Raw genomic sequence first — 19,568 nt, forward strand, 5'->3', positions numbered from 1 at the left:
GTCATCATGAAAATTACAGAACTACTCACGAAGCATACGATTAAGCTTCAATTAGACAGCCAGCAAAAAGAAGCCGTTATTGAAGAACTGGTCACTGTATTAGATACAGCTGGTAAATTAAATGATAAAGAAGGCTACAAAGCAGCTGTTGTTAATCGTGAAAAACAAAGCTCTACGGGAATCGGAGAAGGAATTGCGATTCCTCATGCGAAAACAGCAAGTGTGAAAGAACCTGCTATTGCATTTGGTCGTTCAACAGCTGGTGTAGATTATGAATCATTAGACGGACAGCCAAGTCATCTTGTCTTTATGATTGCAGCAACTGAAGGCGCAAACAACACGCATTTAGAAGCACTTTCTCGTTTATCCACACTTCTCATGCGTGAAGAGATCCGAAAGCAGCTTCTTGAAGCGGCTACTGAAGATGAAATCATTGAAATTATCAATACACATGATAAAGACGATGAAGAAGAGGAAGTCAAAGAGGAACCGGCTGCACCGGGAAAACCTGCTAAAATTTTAGCGGTGACAGCTTGTCCAACAGGCATCGCGCATACATTTATGGCTGCAGATGCTTTGAAAGAAAAAGCAAAAGAAATGGGCGTTGACATTAAAGTTGAGACAAACGGCTCTAGTGGAATTAAACATGCCCTGACAGCAAAAGAAATTGAAGAAGCGCCAGCTATTATTGTGGCAGCTGATAAACAAGTGGAAATGGAACGCTTTAAAGGCAAACATGTCATTGAAGTACCTGTGACAGCTGGAATTCGCCGTCCGCAAGAATTGATCGAAAAAGCCATCAATCAAGATGCGCCGATTTATAAAGGTTCAGGCGGCAGTTCTTCAAAAGATGAAAATGAATCATCAGGCAAGGGAAGAAGTGGATTCTATAAGCACTTAATGAGCGGTGTAAGCAACATGCTTCCGTTTGTTGTTGGGGGCGGTATCCTCGTTGCGATTTCATTCTTCTGGGGAATTAACTCAGCTGACCCTAAAGATCCTTCTTTCAATTCATTTGCAGCTGTATTAAAAGGAATTGGCGGAGATAATGCGCTTGCCTTAATCGTTGCTGTATTAGCTGGATTTATCGCAATGAGTATTGCAGACCGTCCAGGTTTCGCACCAGGTATGGTTGGCGGATTCATGGCCTCTGCAGCAGGTGCTGGATTCTTAGGCGGATTGATTGCTGGTTTCCTTGCTGGTTACATTGTGGTGCTGCTCAAAAAAGTATTCACTTTTGTACCACAGTCGCTCGATGGTATTAAACCAGTTCTGCTCTATCCATTGTTCGGTATTTTCTTTACAGGGATTATCATGCATTACATCGTCAACACACCTGTTAAAATGGTCATGGACGGATTAACACACTGGCTTGAATCACTTGGTACTGGAAACCTTGTATTAATGGGGATTATTTTAGCTGGTATGATGGCCATTGATATGGGTGGTCCGATTAACAAAGCGGCCTACACATTTGGTCTTGCGATGATTGCTGCTGGCAACTATGCACCGCATGCTGCGATTATGGCAGGCGGAATGGTGCCGCCTCTAGGAATTGCCCTAGCGACAACGATCTTTAGAAACAAATTCTCTAAACGTGACCGTGAAGCAGGTATTACATGCTACTTCATGGGAGCTGCGTTCATTACGGAAGGGGCGATCCCGTTTGCAGCGGCAGATCCTCTGCGCGTCATTCCTTCGGCTGTGATTGGTGCAGCAGTTGCAGGTGGATTAACAGAATTCTTTAGAGTGACGCTTCCTGCACCGCACGGCGGACTATTCGTTTTCTGGGTAACAAACCATCCAGTTCTTTACATCATCAGCATCTTAATCGGTGCCATTGTTACAGCGCTACTTCTCGGAATTCTAAAAAAACCAGTCCGACAAGAAGCTTAATTTGAAAAGAAGCATCGTGAAGAGCGGTGCTTCTTTTTGTTTAATCATCAGCAAATTAGGAAAAAATATCTAATTGAATGGTTGTCTTGTGAATTTTTAAATAACATGTGATAAAGTAAAGTTATTCAATTCACGTTTCAAGTCTTTTAGCAGAAAGTCTTAGGAGGAAGCAGTATTTTGAACGAAGAAAACAAACAAAACGAAAATGACATTCAATCTGATGGGAAACAAGCCAAAAAAGAGAAGAAAAGTTCTCTGTTTGAATGGATCAAAGCCATTTTAATTGCACTTGCCCTCGTCCTCATCATCCGTACGTTTATTTTTGAGCCGTATGTGGTGGAAGGAGAGTCAATGGAACCAACCCTTCATGATGGAGAAAAGCTGTTTGTTAACAAAACCATCAACTATCTCGGTGGAGTCAAACGTGGTGACATCGTGATTATTAATGGAAAAGACGGTCAGAAAATTCATTATGTCAAACGATTGATCGGCCTTCCAGGCGACACGATTGAAATGAAGGATGATACGCTTTACATTAATGGTAAAAAAGTAGCTGAGCCTTATTTAAAAGAGAACAAGGCGCATGCCAAAGAGTATGAGGTACATTTAACAGGAGATTTTGGTCCAGTGAAAGTACCGAAAAACGATTACTTTGTTATGGGTGACAACAGACTGAATTCTATGGACAGTCGAAATGGACTCGGACTCATTGAAAAGGATCGGATTGTCGGCACATCAGAATTTGTTTTCTTCCCATTTGGCGATATTCGACAAACACAATAAATACACCTTTCTCAATGCGTAAGAAAGGTGCTTGAATGGACGACCCTTCATGTAGGGTCGTTTTTAATTTGGTGTGAGCATCGTGACAATGATGACAATGGCCAAAACAGAAGCGAAAACGGACCCAGTAATCGCCACAACAGAACGGAATAATCCAATTTTCACATTGTCTTTTCCGCGCTTTTGTAAAAACCGTTTTGAAAAGATATGGACCAGTGTGTAAATGAGGACAAGTCCAATATAAAGGCCAAAGTCTCTTGCATTAAAGCCAGTCGCTGATAAATAAATGCCCATAAAGAAAATCAATAAACAGTATTCCATGAGTGTGAGTAATCTCAAATCGCCCGAACTCCTTCAATAAAAACATTCCCACTTATTATACCATATTGGACAAAAAGCCTTTGTTCTTAGCGAGAGACGTTTCTATCAATCGTTATTCATGTTATACTTCATATTGATGAATGAGTGATGGAGGATTAATAAATGATTGCAGTGAATAATGTTAGTTTGCGATTTGCTGATCGTAAATTATTTGAAGAAGTAAATATTAAGTTCACTCCTGGCAACTGCTACGGACTAATTGGTGCCAATGGAGCTGGTAAATCAACGTTCTTAAAGATTCTTTCTGGAGAAATTGAAGCTCAAACGGGCGATGTTCATATGAGTCCTGGTGAACGTTTAGCGATTTTAAAACAGAACCACTTTGAATACGAAGAGTTTGAAGTGTTAAAAGTCGTCATCATGGGTCACAAACGTCTATATGATGTGATGCAGGAAAAAGATGCGATTTATATGAAACCTGATTTCTCAGATGAAGACGGAATTCGTGCAGCAGAGCTTGAAGGTGAGTTTGCTGAGTTAAACGGATGGGAAGCGGAAAGTGAAGCTGCGATCCTATTAAAAGGTCTTGGCATTCCAGAGAGCCTACAATCGAAGAAAATGTCTGAGCTTGGCGGATCTGAAAAGGTAAAAGTATTGTTAGCACAAGCTTTATTCGGTAAACCTGACGTTCTCCTTCTCGATGAGCCAACGAACCATTTGGACTTACAAGCGATCCAGTGGCTAGAAGAGTTCCTCATTAACTTTGAGAATACCGTCATCGTCGTCTCGCATGACCGTCATTTCTTAAACAAAGTATGTACGCATATTGCAGACCTTGACTTTGGAAAAATTCAAGTGTATGTCGGAAACTATGATTTCTGGTATGAATCAAGCCAGCTGGCATTAAAACTCAGCCAGGATGCCAACAAGAAAAAAGAAGAACAGATTAAGCAGCTTCAAGAATTCGTTGCTCGGTTCAGTGCGAACGCATCTAAATCGAAGCAAGCGACATCAAGAAAGAAATTGCTTGATAAGATTTCGCTAGATGACATTAAACCATCTTCTCGTAAATATCCTTATGTTCATTTTGCGCCAGAGCGTGAAATCGGAAATGATGTCCTTCAAGTAGAAGGTCTATCAAAAACGATTGACGGTGTAAAAGTACTGGATAACGTCAGCTTTATTATGAATCGTGAGGATAAAATTGCGTTCTTAAGCCGTAATGAGCTTGCTGTCTCTACTTTATTTAAAATCCTTGCTGGTGAAATGGAGCCAGACAGCGGGACGTTTAAATGGGGCGTGACAACATCTCAAGCCTTTTTCCCTAAAGACAACAGTGAATATTTTGAAGGAAGCGATTTAGATCTTGTTGATTGGCTTCGTCAATATTCTCCTAATGATCAAAGTGAAAGCTTCCTGCGTGGTTTCTTAGGCCGTATGCTTTTCTCTGGGGAAGAAGTGAAGAAAAAAGCAAGCGTCTTATCAGGTGGAGAAAAGGTTCGTTGTATGTTATCAAAAATGATGCTGTCTGGAGCGAATATTTTGCTGTTAGACGAGCCGACGAACCATTTAGACCTAGAGTCCATCACAGCGCTGAATAACGGTCTAATGAGCTTTAAAGGGGCTATGCTCTTCTCATCTCATGACCATCAGTTTGTTGAAACAGTTGCAAACCGTATTATCGAAGTGACGCCAAATGGCATCGTTGATAAACAAACAACTTATGATGAGTTCTTATCAGATCAAGAAATTCAAAAAAGACTACAAGAGCTGTATGCATAAACATAAAGAAAAGACATCCACATGAGGATGTCTTTTTTCTTTAAAAAGCCCAATTTCCATTTCGGAAAATCGGTTCACGTTTACCATCTTTTGTGATTCCATCAATATTCATTTCCTTTGAACCAATCATAAAATCGACGTGTGTAATACTGCTGTTCACACCAGCTGCGTCTAATTCCTCTCGTTTCATCTCTTTACCGCCTTCGATATTAAATGCATAACCGCTGCCGATGGCAAGGTGATTGGATGCATTTTCATCGTAAAGTGTATTGTAATAGAGGATATTTGAGTTAGAAATTGGTGAATCATCTGGTACAAGGGCAACCTCACCTAGATAATGTGAGCCTTCATCTGTTTCAACGAGAGAGGTTAAAATGCCTTCGCCCTCTTTGGCTTTCACATCTACAATACGCCCATTTTCAAAGGTTAACGTAAATTCATCGATAATGTTTCCTGCATAACTAAGTGGCTTAGTGCTAGAGACAGTCCCGTTTACACCATCTTTTTTAGGTACGGTAAAGACCTCTTCTGTCGGCATATTGGCCATGAATGATACGCCGCGTTCACTTACGCTGCCAGCACCTACCCAAATATGCTGCTCTGGAAGTTCAATCGTTAAATCTGTACCTGGTGCTTCATAGTGCAGCTTGTGGTAGTGACGTTCATTTAATACTTTTACTTTTTCATTTAGTGATTCATCATGCTTTTTCCACGCTTCAACAGGATCTGGCTGATCAGCGCGGGCGACTTTAAAGATTTGTTCCCATAATAATGCAACAGCTTCTTCATCTGCATGCTCAGGGAAAATCTTTTTCGCCCAATCTTTTGATGCAGCACCGACGACTGTCCATGCAACTTTGTCAGATTGAACGTATTGACGATATGTATGAAGTGCTGAACCTGCAGCTTTTTGCTGTGAAGCAATTTTTTTCGAGTCAATGCCACTTAGAAGATCAGGGCTTTCTGACAAGATCGTAATAAAAGCACCGCCACGTTTTGCGATGGTTTCCATCATCTGTGCTTCCCATTCTGGAAATTGCTCAAACACATCTTGTGGGGCATGTTCATATTTTAAACGGGTCAGAACACCATCACTCCAGCGGATATGTACGTTTTTCGCTCCGCGCTCATATGCGTGTTTTGCCACAAGGCGGACAAGGTCTACAGATTCAGTGAACGCAGATACGACCACTTCTTGACCACTTTGAACATTTACACCTACTTCAACGATGGTTTTTGCATATTGATCTAGTTGTTTTTCGAATGAACTCATAAAAAACCCTCCTTTAGTCATGTTCATCATATCAGATTTAAGACCGAAAAGGAAAATGGGGAGCCGTCCCGAAGCAAAATAAAAAAGCCGCTTTCGTGCGGCTTTTTTAGCGGTTCAGTTGTTTCACAGGCTGTGCATTAGAAGGGGGCATATGTGAAAACGACAGGCTCATTCCTCCTAAAATAATACCGGTTAAAATGACTGTGACAACGACCCGTTTACCTAAATCAAGCAACATGTTCTTCCTCCTTCACGTTTATCCATTCATCACGATATGATCGAAATGATGAAAAAAGAAGTAGAACATGAAGATTATTTTAATGTTTTTTGCAATTTGTCGATTACTTCTAATGAACGACCTGTTCCAATTGCGACAGATTCAAGAGGATTTGCTGCGATATGAACTGGGACGACAATTTCTTGAGAGAGCCATTCTTGAATGCCGTTTAATAGTGCACCACCGCCAGTTAGAATGACGCCGCGATCTACGATATCACCACTCAGTTCTGGAGGGCTGTCTTCTAATGTAGCCCGAATCGCCTCTAAAATATGAAGAAGTGATTCTCGCATAGCACCTTGAATTTCTGTTGATTCAAGTGTAATTGTTTTTGGAAGACCTGTGACAAGGTCGCGTCCACGAACTTCTAATGATTCAGGTTCGTGTTCAATGAGTCCATAACCAATTTCCATTTTTACCTGCTCAGCTGTCCGTTCACCGATCAGTAAATTGTATTTCTTTCTCACAAAAGTAATGATATCTTCATCCAGTTGATCTCCGCCAATTCGGATCGAGTGGCAAGAGACAACTCCGCCAAATGAAATGATCGCTACCTCTGTCGTTCCTCCACCAATATCTACAACGACGTTGGCAACAGGCTCGTCCACCGGGAGATCAGCACCGATTGCAGCTGCGACGGGTTCTTCAATTAAATGCACATGCTTTGCCCCGCAATTTTTGACAGCATCGCTGATCGCGCGGCGTTCGACAGCTGTTGAACCTGATGGTGTACAAACAACCACAGTCGGCTTTCTAAAGGTAAACCCAATATTTTTTCCTGCTTTTTTCATAATTTGTTTGAGTAAATCGGTTGTCATATCATAATCAGCGATGACACCATCTTTCATCGGACGGATCGCTACAATTTTTCCAGGTGTTTTCCCAATCATCTCTTTTGCTTCTGACCCCACTGCAAGGACAGTTTTTGTTTCCGTATCTACTGCTACAACGGATGGTTCATTGAGAATAATTCCTTTATTTTTACTGTAAACCAATATGTTAGCTGTTCCTAAATCAATTCCAATTTCGGCATTTTGAAACATGTTTTCACCCAATCTCTATTTTTGCTGTTTTAAACAATTTTACATTTAAAAGTTCAGAGGGTTGAGGTCATTTGTGGGGGTTTGTGATCACCTTGAAATGAATCTGTAAAATTCAAGTCTCATTTTGACAATCACAATAAATTTTCCCTTTGGTTTTTCGATTTTGAAAAAAATTTTTATGCAGGAGAAACCTTTTAAGAATCTCTTACGTCTACGATATATCAATTGGTGAAAAACAGATTGATCTTGAGCTAATGAAAGAAAGAGGGAACGAAATTGAAATCTATCGGAGTTGTAAGAAAAGTAGATGAACTAGGGCGTATTGTGATGCCAATCGAATTGAGAAGAGCACTTGATATCGCTATTAAAGACAGTATGGAATTTTTTATAGATGGAGATAAAATCGTCTTGAAAAAATATCAGCCAGAGGGCGTCTGCCTGATGACTGGTGAGATTACTTCTGAGAACCACGAGTATGGAAATGGTCAAATTACATTAAGCGCTGAAGGCGCAGAACTACTGCTAAAAGAGCTTCAAGAAGCCCTTCAGCAGTAAATAAAAATAGCCTGTTCTCTCCCATTGTGCTGAGAGCAGGCTATTTTTTCTAAAAAAGTTACTTAAAAATGCCGCATCTCCCTCAAAAAATAAGTGGAAAATGGTACAATTGACAAAGAATCTCAGGGCGGCAGGTGGAATTATTTGAACAAAACATATCAAGTACGGATCCTGTTATCCGTTCTTGCATTTATATTAATTTTGAGCTGGGATTTCTTTTATTATCTTAGCGGCTATCACATTAATTGGCCGCTCGATCTAGCCTTTACAGTCGTTGTTTTGGCCGGTATTTGGAGCATCTCAGGCTATGTGGACCGGTTGAATTTGCTTGTATCAGATTTAAATAAACGAGAAAAAGAAGCACACGAACTGACAGAGCGGCTGAATCGAATAACAGATAACTTGCAAGAAATCGTCTTTGAAACCAATGAAAAAGGTGAAATCATTTTTTTAAATCAAGCATGGAAACAAATGACGGGTTACGACATAGAGGAGTGTCTAGGTACGATGTACAATCAGTACTTTGATCAAGAAGAGCATGTCGTTCAGCATTTGTTGTCTGTGATCAAAGAGCATAAGGATGAGGGGCGGGTGGAGCTGCAGCTTCTCCATAAAGAAGGAAAAAAGGTATGGGGAGATGTGCATTATAAGCTTTATTTCGATGAACAGCACCAGTTTACTGGAGGTATTGGAACGGTTGCAGATATCACGAAACAAAAGCAGGCAAAGCTTGAACTTGAAAGATCAAATCAGCAATTGCAAATGCAGGCACAAAAGCTGGCTGTTGCAGGACAAATAGCCGCTGGCATTGCCCATGAAGTCAGAAATCCGCTCACCTCAGTCAATGGATTTTTGCAGCTGATGAAAACGCAATATCCTGAAAGAACCGATTATTTTGATATCATCTTTTCTGAAATTAAACGCATTGATTTTGTTTTAAGTGAGCTGCTTGTCTTAGCAAAACCTCAATCGGTTCAATTTCAAGAAGTACAGCTCCATGATTTGCTAGAGCAGGTGATTACGTTATTAAAGACCAATGCCGTTCTTTCAAATATTGATCTCAAACAGCCATTTAAAAAGCAGGATGCTGGCACGATATTAGCAGACGCCAATCAAATGAAGCAGCTGTTCATTAACTTAATCAAAAATGCGATCGAGGCGATGCCTGAAGGCGGCAATATATACATATCAACAGAAAAAGTGATGAAAGAATGGAAAATCACGATTCAAGATGAAGGAAAAGGAATGTCCGAAGAGGACATTCTGAAAATATATGATCCTTTCTTTTCGACTAAAAAAGAAGGTACAGGACTTGGTTTAACGATCTGTGCGACGATCTTAAAAGATCACCATGGAAGAATGGATGTAAAGAGCGAGCTCAGCAAAGGGACGGCTTTTGATATTTACTTACCTGTGTATCAAAAAAGCAGATAGTAGCAAGGTGAGAGGATGTGATGTGTGATGACGAAGGAGACAAAGACGTTATTTGTGTATGGGACACTTTTAAAGCACGAAAAGTATCACGAGACATTGATGAAAGAAAGCAGTCCATTAGCAGCATCTGCTTGGATAAAAGGGAGACTGTACGATACAGGTGAGGGTTACCCTGTGTGTGTTGTCTCGGAACAAAACACAGTATATGGAGAATTGTATGAGGTCAGTGATGAAACGCTGCATAAGATAGATGAGCTAGAGGAAGGGTATGACCAGCAGGAAATAGAGGTTATGACAGACCAGGGGCCAAGGTCAGCCGTTGCTTATACAATATGTAAGCAGAAGGCATCGAGCCTGAAGGAGATTGAAAGCGGCTGCTGGAAGTCATATCAACTATGGGAGCGCAAACCGTCTTCCTTCTATTATTTTGCCTATGGGTCCTGTATGGATGATGCAAGGTTTAAGCTTGCGAAAGTGGAACATTATTTCAAACAAATCATCGGCGGCGGCACACTTGATCGTTTTACCACAAGGTTTACATTGGTGCGCCCTGATGGATCAAGAGCAGATTTGGTAGAAGACGGCGGAGAAACAGAGGGTGTTCTATATGAAGTACCTTTTGATGCCATTCGTTATTTGTACAAACGAGAAGGTGTAAATGAAGGGACTTATCGTCCAGCATTTGTCGATGTCACAGTAGGTGATCAAGTGTATGAGGACTGCTTGACGTTTCTCGTTTTAAAAAAGAGCGAAGAAATTGCGCCTCCTGGTCATTATCGCAGTGAAATCGAAAAAGGAGCAGACCTTTACTTAAGTGAAGCGTTCCGTAAAAAAATACGGTCGCATATGGATTCATTAATGAAACCGTAGTAAAATGCATGGTAAGTGATATAAAAGGAGTCTGAACATGAAAAAGGAATATGCAGTCATTGGTCTTGGACGCTTCGGCGGAAGTATCTGCAAGGCGCTAAGCGAAGAAGGACTTGAAGTCATGGCCATGGATATGAATGAAGATCGTGTGAACGAATATGCTAAAATTGCATCACATGCCGTGATTGGTGATTCGACGGACGAATCTGTCCTAAAAAACCTAGGCATCCGCAATTTTGATCATGTGATCGTGGCGATAGGTGAAAACATTCAGGCGAGTATTTTAACAACGATTATGCTGAAAGAGCTTGGTGTCAAAATGGTCACAGTGAAAGCTCAAAATGACTACCATGAAAAGGTTTTGAATAAAATTGGTGCGGACCGTATTGTCCATCCTGAACGAGACATGGGCAGACGGATTGCACATAAAATTATTTCTAACAACGTGCTTGATTATTTAGAGCTGTCAGATGAGTACAGCCTTATTGAAATCGTCGCCAACAGCAGACTTGCTGGGCACTCTTTGTTAGATCTCGACATTCGTGCAAGGTACGGGATCAATATCGTGGCAATTAAGCGCGGGAAAGAAGTGATCGTTTCACCGCTCGCAGATGAAATGATTCAAAAAGAAGATATCCTCATTGTCATTGGGGCAGTGGCAGATATCGGGCGCTTTGAAAAACGAGAAATGCAGAACGACTATTAAACACTCCGAGAAGGGGTGTTTTTTTGCTTTAGAAGTGTACATATGGGGCGGACATTGTGGGAGAGAACAAAGTGGAAAAGAGTCGTTTACTTTCTAAAAGAACAGCAAAATAGAACATGGTTATTTTTCAGCCAATTATCACTATTCAGAAATAAAAATCAATCTTTTGATATGGTTGATTTTCTCTAAATGTCATTGACTGGGCAAACAGATTCGTTTACGATAAGAAACATTATATTGTTTACTCGGAGGAGGCAGTGTCGTTGGATAAGGAGCTTTTCAGACATCAAATTGAGGTAGCTGCAAAGAGAAAAAAGGCAGCCCTAGTGATTAAACATGCGAAGGTTATGGACGTGTTTAACCAGGAATGGATAGACGCTGATGTCGCTGTTGAAAATGGAAAAATAGTAGGAATTGGGGAGTATGAAGGAGAACAGGAGCTGGATGCAACAGGTCAAATGCTTGTTCCCGGATTCATTGACGGCCACGTTCATATCGAATCCTCGATGGTGACTCCTGCTGAATTTTCCAAAGCTGTCGTTCCTCACGGTGTGACAACTGTTGTAACAGACCCGCATGAAATTGCCAATGTATCCGGTGTTGCAGGTATCCGTTTTATGCTCGAAGAAGCGAGAAAAGCTGCTCTAAATATATATTTCATGCTGCCATCCTGTGTACCGGCAGTCAGCTTTGAACGATCAGGTGCTACACTAAAAGCAAAAGATTTAAAGCCTCTTTATCAGGAGAAAGAAGTGCTTGGTCTTGCCGAAGTGATGGATTATGTCGCGGTGGAACAAGCGGAAGAAGATATGCTTCAAAAACTGCTTGATGCTCAACATGAACATAAACTCATTGATGGCCATCTAGCAGGATTAACGGACCGATTAATTAATGTGTACCGAACAGCTAATGTCCAAACGGATCATGAGGTGACAACAGCTCAAGAGGCCCTTGAACGTGTCAAAAGAGGCATGTATGTCATGCTCAGAGAAGGCTCTGTTGCTAAAAACGTGAAAAACGTATTGCCTGCTGTCAATGAGAAGAATGCGAGACGCTTTTTCTTTTGTACGGATGATAAGCATTTAGATGATTTAATGGCTCAAGGAAGTATTGATGAACAAGTACGGATGTCGATACAAGAAGGATTGGACCCCTTTATAGCATATCAAATGGGAAGTTTAAACGCAGCGGAGTGCTTCGGTCTCAAAACAAAGGGAGCAATTGCACCAGGCTTTGACGCGGACTTTATGCTCATTTCTGACTTACATGAGGTAGGAATTACAAGCGTCTTTATCGCAGGAGAATTGGTCTCTGAACATGGAGAATATTTGCCAAGTGTCGACAAGATCACGCCAAATTCTTCGCTCATGCAATCGGTACATGCAGTGGACGTTCAAGAGAAAGATCTAACGCTGCCTATAACAGATCATCAAAAGATGAATGTCATTCGCATTATACCGAATCAGCTTGAAACGAAATTAGAACAAATATCTCCTTCTGGAAGCGATGGACAATTTACGAGTGATATTGATCGAGATGTATTAAAAATAGTACTTGTCGAACGCCACAAAGGTCTATCTGAAATTGGGATAGGGGTCGTCAGCGGTTTCGGCTTAAAAGAGGGGGCGATTGCAACAACAGTTGCCCATGACTCGCATAACTTAATTGCCGTTGGAACAAATGATGCTGATATGATCAAAGCCATTGAGACGTTAAAAGAAGCAGGGGGCGGTTTGACCGTTGTAAAAGACGGAGAAGTTCTTCATACGCTTCCATTACCGATTTCCGGTTTATTATCAGATCAACCTGCACATACGGTCAATGAAAGCCTTCATGCACTCCATGATGCTTTAAACGAAACAGGCTTTGCCTTAGAATTTAATCCGTTTTTGACATTATCCTTCTTGGCACTGCCAGTCATTCCTGATGTGAAAATGACAACACAAGGATTGTTTGATGTGAGAAGTTTTCAGCATCTCCCGATTCAATCGTAAAACAATGACTGAACCCGCACGTATCGTACAGATATGCGGGTTTTTTTATTGCGCATAAAAAAGAGACACAGCCAATTGGCTGTGTCTCCTTGTACGTCATTACACTTCCATAATAATCGGTAAGATCATTGGGCGGCGTCTTGTTTTTTCATAAAGGAAAGGAGCAAGAGTGTCCGTAATTTCGTTCTTAATTTCAGACCACTGAGTTGTCTTACGTTCCATTACTTTTTCAAGATGCTTTGAAATGAGATCTTGTGCGTCGTTGATGAGGTCGCCAGATTCTCTCATGTAGACAAAGCCTCTTGAGATGAGATCAGGACCTGCAGAAATTTTGAATTCTTTCATATCCATGCTGACAACAACAATGACAAGACCTTCTTCTGAAAGAATGCGGCGGTCTCTTAACACGATGTTGCCGATATCACCAATACCGCTACCGTCGATATACACGTTACCTGAAGGAATTTTGCCAGCGACACTTGCTTCGTCACCTTTCAGTGCAAGAACTTCACCGTTATCCATGATAAAGCAGTTTTCCTCAGGGATTCCGCAATCATTCGCAAGTTTAATATGCGTTTTTTGCATGCGGTACTCACCGTGAATCGGCATGAAGAATTTTGGTTTAATTAAACGGAGCATCAGCTTTTGTTCTTCCTGCCCGCCGTGTCCAGAGGTATGAATATTATTGAGTGAGCCATGAATGACTTCAGCACCAGCACGATAAAGCTGGTTAATGGTACGGCTTACGCTAATATTGTTACCTGGGATCGGTGAAGACGAGAAGACAACAGTGTCTCCAGGGTTAATTGAAATCTGGCGGTGCGTACCGTTGGCAATACGAGAAAGAGCGGCCATCGGTTCGCCCTGACTACCAGTACAAAGAATGGTTACTTTGTTTGCTGGAAGGCGGTTAATTTCATTGTGTTCAATGAACGTGTTTTTTGGACATTTGATATATCCGAGCTCTTGTCCAATATCAATGGCAGACTCCATGCTACGCCCAAACACAGCGACTTTTCGGCCGTTGGCAACAGCTGACTCGATGACTTGCTGAAGTCTGTGAATGTTAGATGCAAATGTAGCAAAGATAATACGTCCATCTACTTTTCTGAAGATGTCATCAATGCTTTCACCTACACGTCTTTCGGACATCGTAAATTCTGGAATTTCACTATTTGTACTGTCAGATAGAAGACAAAGAACGCCTTCTTTCCCGATCTCAGCCATTTTCGTTAAATTGGCAGGCTCGCCAACAGGAGTAAAGTCAAACTTGAAATCGCCTGTATGTACGATGTTACCAGGAGGTGTCTTAACGACAATTCCATAAGAATCTGGGATACTGTGCGTCGTTCTAAAGAAAGACACAGCTGTTTTTCTAAATTTGATCGTATCTTCTTCTTCAAAGATGTGAAGTTTGGTCTGTCTTAATAGACCATGCTCTTCCAATTTGTTACGAAGTAGGCCGATTGCGAGTTTGCCTCCGTAAACTGGAATATTCACTTGCTTGAGAAGGTAAGGGATACCGCCGATGTGGTCTTCATGTCCGTGAGTAATAAAAAGACCTTTGATTTTATCTTCGTTTTTAACTAAATACGTATAGTCAGGGATGACGTAATCAATTCCAAGAAGTTCATCTTCAGGGAACTTAATACCAGCATCAATCAAAATGATTTCATCTTGAAATTGAACGCCATACGTGTTTTTACCGATCTCGCCTAATCCGCCGAGCGCAAAAACTGCCGCCTGATCGTTTTTTACAAATTTCATTCCTCTCATAGCTCCAATACTTTAAAATTTTCACTTTCTCGTTCATAGTCTAAAAAAGCACCGTCTACAGGCTGAATGAATTCAATATTGTAGTTATGTTTTTTCAACTTATCGCGTACGTCTCTTTCAGAAACCGCTTCAACGTATAGTGAATCTGTGTGTTCTCTCACAGGTACCTCAGTCGTACTTGCCTGAAAAAATACCTTATATATCATCCAAATCTCTCCTTAAATACCGTATGTTACACTCGCTTATTCTATTATATTAAAAAAACGCGCATAAGAAAAGTCTCAGAGAAAAAAGGACCTTCAGCAAATGTGCGGAAGATCCTTTTAAGCAATCGATTTTTTACGAAGCATGTCCTTCCATTGTCTTCGAATTTTCTTGCGCAGACGACGAAGCATCGCGGATCGCCTCCTTTCGGTATGAGTCTCATTCAGCCATTTGTTCCGTTCTCTCTATATACTTGTATTATATGATGTTTCCACTTAATGTTACATGGTTATATGTGGGAAATGGGCGTTTTAAGAGGAAGTGGTTTCGTCAGTGAAGATCTTTCTGTATGATGAAGGGGAGAGGGTATACATAACAAGAGACAGGAGACGAGATATGAATAAAAAAGTCATCTTCTTTGATATCGACGGTACTTTATATGACCATGATAAAAAAATACCTGAATCAACGAAGCGAGCTGTTCGTTTATTAAAAGAAAAAGGGCATCATCTCTTCATTGCATCTGGCCGATCGCCTTTTCTCATCCAGCCTATTTTAGAAGAAATAGGGCTTGACTCATTTATTGCTTATAACGGTCAGTATGTCATGTACGAAGGAGAAGTCATTTACGGCAATCCGCTTAAGCAAGAGCTGATGGATAAAATTTATGAAACAGCGGATCAACATGATCATCCGCTTGTTTTCATGGGAGAGAAGACGATGAAGGCGTCTGTGCCGAACCATCCATTTATCCATGAAGGGATTGGCACTTTAAAAACAGAGCATCCCGAGCATGATTTGTCATTCTTTAAAGAAAACGTCATTTATCAAATGCTACTATTTTGTAAAGCAGAAGAGGAACATCTATATGAAGCGTTCCGTGAAGAAATTGATCTCGTCAGGTGGCATGAGCTGTCTACTGATGTCCTGCCAAAAGGTGGATCGAAGGCTGAAGGAATTAAACGAGTCATTGAAAGACTTCCGTACGATCAAAAGGACACAATTGCCTTCGGTGACGGGCTGAACGATCGAGAAATGATTTCTTTTGTTGGAACAGGCGTTGCGATGGGGAATGCAGTCAATGAATTAAAAACATTAGCTGACTTTGTCACCAAACCTGTAGATGAGGATGGCATATTCCACGCTGTGACTGAATTAGGCCTTATTGATGAATAAAAAACAAGACCCGCTGATGGACGGGTCTTGTTTTTATGTTATGATCTGCCGATCGCAACCGCGTTGTCTGGCTCGGCGAATGGATGATCTTTTTGAATATGATCATAAAACATAATGCCATTTAAGTGGTCAATTTCATGCTGGAAAACGATGGCCGGAAACCCTTTGAGGCGAATATCAATGTCTTCACCTTCAAGCGTTGTACCTTTCACCCTGATTTTTTCATAGCGCGGGACGAATCCAGGGATGGCTTCATCAACAGATAAACAGCCTTCTCCAGTAGCTAAATAAGCTCTTTTGACTGAATGGCTAACAATGCGAGGATTGAATAATGCATAGCTGTAAAGTTCTCCGCCCTCGTCTTCACAGTGAACAGCGATCATTCGTTTACTGATATTGATTTGCGGAGCTGCTAGGCCAACACCGGGTCTAAGTTCATATTTTTCAGCAATGTCTGCATCCTGACTGTTTTTGACAAATTCAATCATGTCAGCTAATTGCTGTTTTTCTTCTTCTGTTGGCGGGAGTTCGACCGCTTCAGCTGTTTGTCTTAAGACGGGATGCCCGTCTCGTACGATATCATCCATGGTAATCACAAAACTTCACTCCTATTTCCTTTGTATGTAAAGTATATAAAATGATACACAACATATGCAATGAAATAAAGAAGACCGGTCGTATGAGACCGGTCAGAGGCTTATTCAGCCATTAGCAGCAGCCACCGCCGCCTAAGAATGCTGCGCCAACAATGATCAATAGAATGAATAGGACGACGATTAAAGCGAATGTACGTCCACCACCGTAACCGCAACCGTATCCACCACCATAACTTGGATAGCAACAACCGCCGCCGTATCCATAACCGTAACCGCCGTATCCACCATACATACTTCCATGACTATAATTAGACATACTTTTGACCTCCTTTGGAAATACACTCGGCCTCTCATAAGTGAAGGCGAAGCGTGTAATATAAACTATGTATGAATGCACTATTTGTATAGTCATGAGCCTAGAGCATGAAAAAAATCTTCTTTCCCCTCAAAAAACCATCCTCTTTCCTTGTCACAACCGCCCTGAAAAATTATAGTGGTATGTGGAGATGTAAAGGGGGACCTTGTAATTGAAACAGATGAAAAGAAGAATAAAAGCAGGTGCAACTTTAGCGGGGATATGCACCCTCTTGCTTGCGGGCTGCGGAGGTCAAAATCCGCTTTATGAGATGCAAGATGCCATGACAAAAATGAGCGAAAAAGAAGCATCCTTTGAAAAAGAACAAGGCGCACTGCAAAGCTATGAAAAAAAAGAGCAGCAGTTGTATAAAAAAATGATTCAAACAACAAAAGACCACACAAAAACCGTCTCAAACTTGTCTGATCAAGCATTAGCATCGGCAGAAAAGCGTGAAGAACATTTAAAAACAGAAAAAGACAGCATGGATCAATCGAAAAAAGAATTTCAATCTGTAAAGGAATTCGCTGGACAGATAAAAGATGCAGAAGTAAAAGACAAAGCAGAACAAACAGTCAAATCAATTGAAAAAAGATACGCATCGTATGATCAGCTTTACCGTGAGTATCAAAAGGCGCTGAAACAAGACAAGCACTTGTATGAATCCTTAAAAAGAAAAGACTTAGGATACGCCGAACTGAAATCCAAACTGAAAACAGTCAATCGTTCCTATAGTAAAGTTAGAAAAGAAAGCAAGAAGTTCAATCAATATACAGATCAATTGAACGAATATAAACAAGCTTTATACAAAACAGCTCAGAAAGAATCACAAAATAGCTAAAAACAGTACTTGCATATTTGTTAGCTCTGTTTATCGCTGCTACTCACAAAGTGCCTGCGTGTCGTTACTCGTTTTTCCAAGATGTCAAACTGAAAAGAAGAGAGAGGGTTAAAATGAAGTTCATTTTAGCCCTTAGTCCATCACGATCAAAAGAGCTGAAAATAGCTCTTTTTTTATTTTTCGACAAAAACAAACATGTGCTATTGTAGTACAGTGATCCACTCTATACTAGTACAGTTTGTGCTGTTGATTAAACAGATTGATACAGGTCACCATAAAAAGTAAAGCGAATACATTTATTTAAATAAAGCCGTTAAATCAATTGACGGACTATTTTTCTTGTTGTAAACTATTCCTTGTTAACAGAAGTTGTATTAGTTTTTTGTGAACTATCGTTAATACAGTTAGAAAAACTCAAAAGCAAGCGATCATCCAATGTTTCGACAATGATCTTTGTGGCTATTATATACAGGAGTCATATGAGCATTTTGGGTTATCCTATATCTGTATGTATAAATGGATTCACGACAAATTGACTGTTAAAAGAAAGGAAGAGGTGACTTTAGAATGGCTGCAAAAACAAAAAAAGCAATTGTTGATAGCAAAAAGCAATTCGATGCCATCAAAAAGCAGTTTGAAACGTTCCAAATTTTAAACGAAAAAGGCGAAGTCGTAAACGAAGCGGCAATGCCAGATCTTTCAGATGACCAATTAAAAGAATTAATGCGCCGTATGGTGTTTACACGTGTATTAGATCAACGTTCAATTTCATTGAACCGTCAAGGACGTCTTGGCTTCTATGCGCCAACAGCTGGACAAGAAGCTTCTCAGCTTGCAACTCACTTTGCACTTGAGAAAGAAGATTTCATTCTTCCAGGATATCGTGATGTACCACAATTAATCTGGCACGGTCTTCCACTAACAAAAGCATTCTTGTTCTCTCGTGGACACTTTGTTGGAAACCAAATGCCTGAAGATGTGAATGCACTTTCTCCGCAAATCATTATCGGTGCACAAATCATTCAAGCTGCTGGTGTAGCTCTTGGTTTGAAAAAGCGCGGTAAAAATGCTGTTGCAATCACTTACACTGGTGATGGTGGAGCTTCACAAGGTGATTTCTACGAAGGTATTAACTTTGCAGGGGCTTACAAAGCGCCAGCGATTTTTGTTGTCCAAAACAACAGATATGCGATCTCTACACCTGTTGAAAAGCAATCTGCTGCACAAACGATTGCACAAAAAGCAGCTGCAGCTGGTATCGTAGGCGTACAAGTTGACGGTATGGATGCATTAGCTGTATATGCAGCGACTGCTGAAGCTCGTGAGCGTGCTGTAAATGGTGAAGGTCCAACATTAATTGAAACTCTTACATTCCGTTACGGCCCACATACAATGGCTGGTGACGATCCAACAAGATATCGTACAAAAGAAGATGAAAATGAGTGGGAGCAAAAAGATCCATTGGTACGCTACCGCAAATTCTTGGAAAACAAAGGCCTTTGGTCTGAAGAAGAAGAGAATAAAGTCATCGAAGATGCAAAAGAACAAATCAAACAAGCAATCAAAGAAGCTGACGAACAGCCTAAGCAGAAAGTCACTGATTTGATTGAAAACATGTACGATGTGAAACCATTTAACTTGGTTGAACAGCTTGAAATCTACAAACAGAAGGAGTCGAAGTAAGCC

Annotated in this window: 19 protein-coding genes; 11 read left to right on the plus strand and 8 right to left on the minus strand. The window is 40.8% G+C overall.

The window, feature by feature from the left end; genetic code table 11:
* Window positions 1-6: 6 nt before the first annotated feature.
* Window positions 7-1,896, plus strand: a complete 1,890-nt coding sequence (locus NSQ17_RS07155; RefSeq protein WP_272511466.1) for a PTS fructose transporter subunit IIABC — start codon at window positions 7-9, stop codon at window positions 1,894-1,896.
* Between the two features lie 210 nt (window positions 1,897-2,106).
* Window positions 2,107-2,679, plus strand: a complete 573-nt coding sequence (gene lepB, locus NSQ17_RS07160) for a signal peptidase I (RefSeq protein WP_186365894.1) — start codon at window positions 2,107-2,109, stop codon at window positions 2,677-2,679.
* A 63-nt stretch (window positions 2,680-2,742) separates the two neighbouring features.
* On the opposite strand, the gene NSQ17_RS07165 is transcribed toward lepB, so the two are convergent.
* Window positions 2,743-3,018, minus strand: coding sequence for a hypothetical protein (locus NSQ17_RS07165; protein ID WP_024719551.1), 276 nt, complete (start codon window positions 3,016-3,018; stop codon window positions 2,743-2,745).
* 144 nt (window positions 3,019-3,162) lie between these two features.
* Here NSQ17_RS07165 and NSQ17_RS07170 point away from each other — a divergent pair, with 144 nt between their 5' ends.
* On the plus strand, window positions 3,163-4,782 hold the full coding sequence (locus NSQ17_RS07170; RefSeq protein WP_007498620.1) for an ATP-binding cassette domain-containing protein: 1,620 nt from the start codon (window positions 3,163-3,165) through the stop codon (window positions 4,780-4,782).
* A gap of 40 nt (window positions 4,783-4,822) precedes the next feature.
* On the opposite strand, the gene NSQ17_RS07175 is transcribed toward NSQ17_RS07170, so the two are convergent.
* From NSQ17_RS07175 to mreBH, 3 genes are all read right to left on the minus strand, one after another.
* Window positions 4,823-6,055 carry an aminopeptidase gene (locus NSQ17_RS07175; RefSeq protein WP_282747044.1) on the minus strand — a complete coding sequence of 411 codons (1,233 nt, stop codon included), beginning with the start codon at window positions 6,053-6,055 and terminating at the stop codon, window positions 4,823-4,825.
* A gap of 106 nt (window positions 6,056-6,161) precedes the next feature.
* Window positions 6,162-6,293, minus strand: coding sequence for a protein YkpC (locus NSQ17_RS07180; protein ID WP_003210922.1), 132 nt, complete (start codon window positions 6,291-6,293; stop codon window positions 6,162-6,164).
* A gap of 74 nt (window positions 6,294-6,367) precedes the next feature.
* Window positions 6,368-7,375: a rod-share determining protein MreBH gene (mreBH, locus tag NSQ17_RS07185; RefSeq protein ID WP_017359401.1), complete on the minus strand. Its 1,008-nt coding sequence runs from the start codon at window positions 7,373-7,375 to the stop codon at window positions 6,368-6,370.
* 276 nt (window positions 7,376-7,651) lie between these two features.
* Here mreBH and NSQ17_RS07190 point away from each other — a divergent pair, with 276 nt between their 5' ends.
* The 5 genes from NSQ17_RS07190 (at window position 7,652) to ade (ending at window position 12,934) form a co-directional block, all read left to right on the plus strand.
* Complete coding sequence (locus NSQ17_RS07190) at window positions 7,652-7,930, plus strand: AbrB/MazE/SpoVT family DNA-binding domain-containing protein (RefSeq protein ID WP_017359400.1); 279 nt, start codon at window positions 7,652-7,654, stop codon at window positions 7,928-7,930.
* 144 nt (window positions 7,931-8,074) lie between these two features.
* Complete coding sequence (locus tag NSQ17_RS07195; RefSeq protein WP_342467986.1) at window positions 8,075-9,364, plus strand: ATP-binding protein; 1,290 nt, start codon at window positions 8,075-8,077, stop codon at window positions 9,362-9,364.
* 27 nt (window positions 9,365-9,391) lie between these two features.
* Window positions 9,392-10,234, plus strand: a complete 843-nt coding sequence (locus tag NSQ17_RS07200; protein WP_144678854.1) for a gamma-glutamylcyclotransferase family protein — start codon at window positions 9,392-9,394, stop codon at window positions 10,232-10,234.
* A gap of 37 nt (window positions 10,235-10,271) precedes the next feature.
* A complete protein-coding gene (locus NSQ17_RS07205) occupies window positions 10,272-10,940 on the plus strand; it encodes a TrkA family potassium uptake protein (RefSeq protein WP_008345123.1) in 669 nt (222 codons plus the stop codon).
* A gap of 263 nt (window positions 10,941-11,203) precedes the next feature.
* A complete protein-coding gene (gene ade / locus NSQ17_RS07210) occupies window positions 11,204-12,934 on the plus strand; it encodes an adenine deaminase (protein ID WP_144678853.1) in 1,731 nt (576 codons plus the stop codon).
* Between the two features lie 99 nt (window positions 12,935-13,033).
* Here ade and rnjA read toward each other — a convergent pair whose 3' ends face one another.
* Window positions 13,034-14,701: a ribonuclease J1 gene (rnjA, locus tag NSQ17_RS07215; RefSeq protein ID WP_008345116.1), complete on the minus strand. Its 1,668-nt coding sequence runs from the start codon at window positions 14,699-14,701 to the stop codon at window positions 13,034-13,036.
* A gap of 5 nt (window positions 14,702-14,706) precedes the next feature.
* A complete protein-coding gene (locus NSQ17_RS07220) occupies window positions 14,707-14,916 on the minus strand; it encodes a DNA-directed RNA polymerase subunit epsilon (protein ID WP_008345114.1) in 210 nt (69 codons plus the stop codon).
* A gap of 394 nt (window positions 14,917-15,310) precedes the next feature.
* Between NSQ17_RS07220 and NSQ17_RS07225 the strand changes: the two genes are divergently transcribed.
* Complete coding sequence (locus NSQ17_RS07225) at window positions 15,311-16,090, plus strand: Cof-type HAD-IIB family hydrolase (RefSeq protein ID WP_024719544.1); 780 nt, start codon at window positions 15,311-15,313, stop codon at window positions 16,088-16,090.
* Window positions 16,091-16,128: 38 nt separating this feature from the next.
* Here the strand turns inward: NSQ17_RS07225 and def are convergent, their stop codons facing one another.
* Together def and NSQ17_RS07235 are read right to left on the minus strand one after the other, a co-directional pair.
* Entirely contained in the window at window positions 16,129-16,686 is a 558-nt protein-coding gene (def, locus tag NSQ17_RS07230) for a peptide deformylase (protein WP_008345111.1), read from the minus strand.
* Between the two features lie 112 nt (window positions 16,687-16,798).
* A complete protein-coding gene (locus tag NSQ17_RS07235) occupies window positions 16,799-16,978 on the minus strand; it encodes a YjcZ family sporulation protein (protein WP_026050085.1) in 180 nt (59 codons plus the stop codon).
* A gap of 235 nt (window positions 16,979-17,213) precedes the next feature.
* On the opposite strand from NSQ17_RS07235, the gene NSQ17_RS07240 reads away from it, so the two are divergent.
* Both NSQ17_RS07240 and pdhA read left to right on the plus strand, forming a co-directional pair.
* Window positions 17,214-17,882: a YkyA family protein gene (locus NSQ17_RS07240; RefSeq protein ID WP_041507359.1), complete on the plus strand. Its 669-nt coding sequence runs from the start codon at window positions 17,214-17,216 to the stop codon at window positions 17,880-17,882.
* A 567-nt stretch (window positions 17,883-18,449) separates the two neighbouring features.
* The gene (gene pdhA, locus NSQ17_RS07245; RefSeq protein WP_007498599.1) at window positions 18,450-19,565 is read left to right on the plus strand and encodes a pyruvate dehydrogenase (acetyl-transferring) E1 component subunit alpha; all 1,116 of its coding nucleotides are present in this window, start codon (window positions 18,450-18,452) and stop codon (window positions 19,563-19,565) included.
* Window positions 19,566-19,568 lie beyond the last annotated feature (3 nt).

It is taken from the genome of Bacillus sp. FSL W8-0629, assembly GCF_038593225.1.
Taxonomy (GTDB): domain Bacteria; phylum Bacillota; class Bacilli; order Bacillales; family Bacillaceae; genus Bacillus; species Bacillus altitudinis.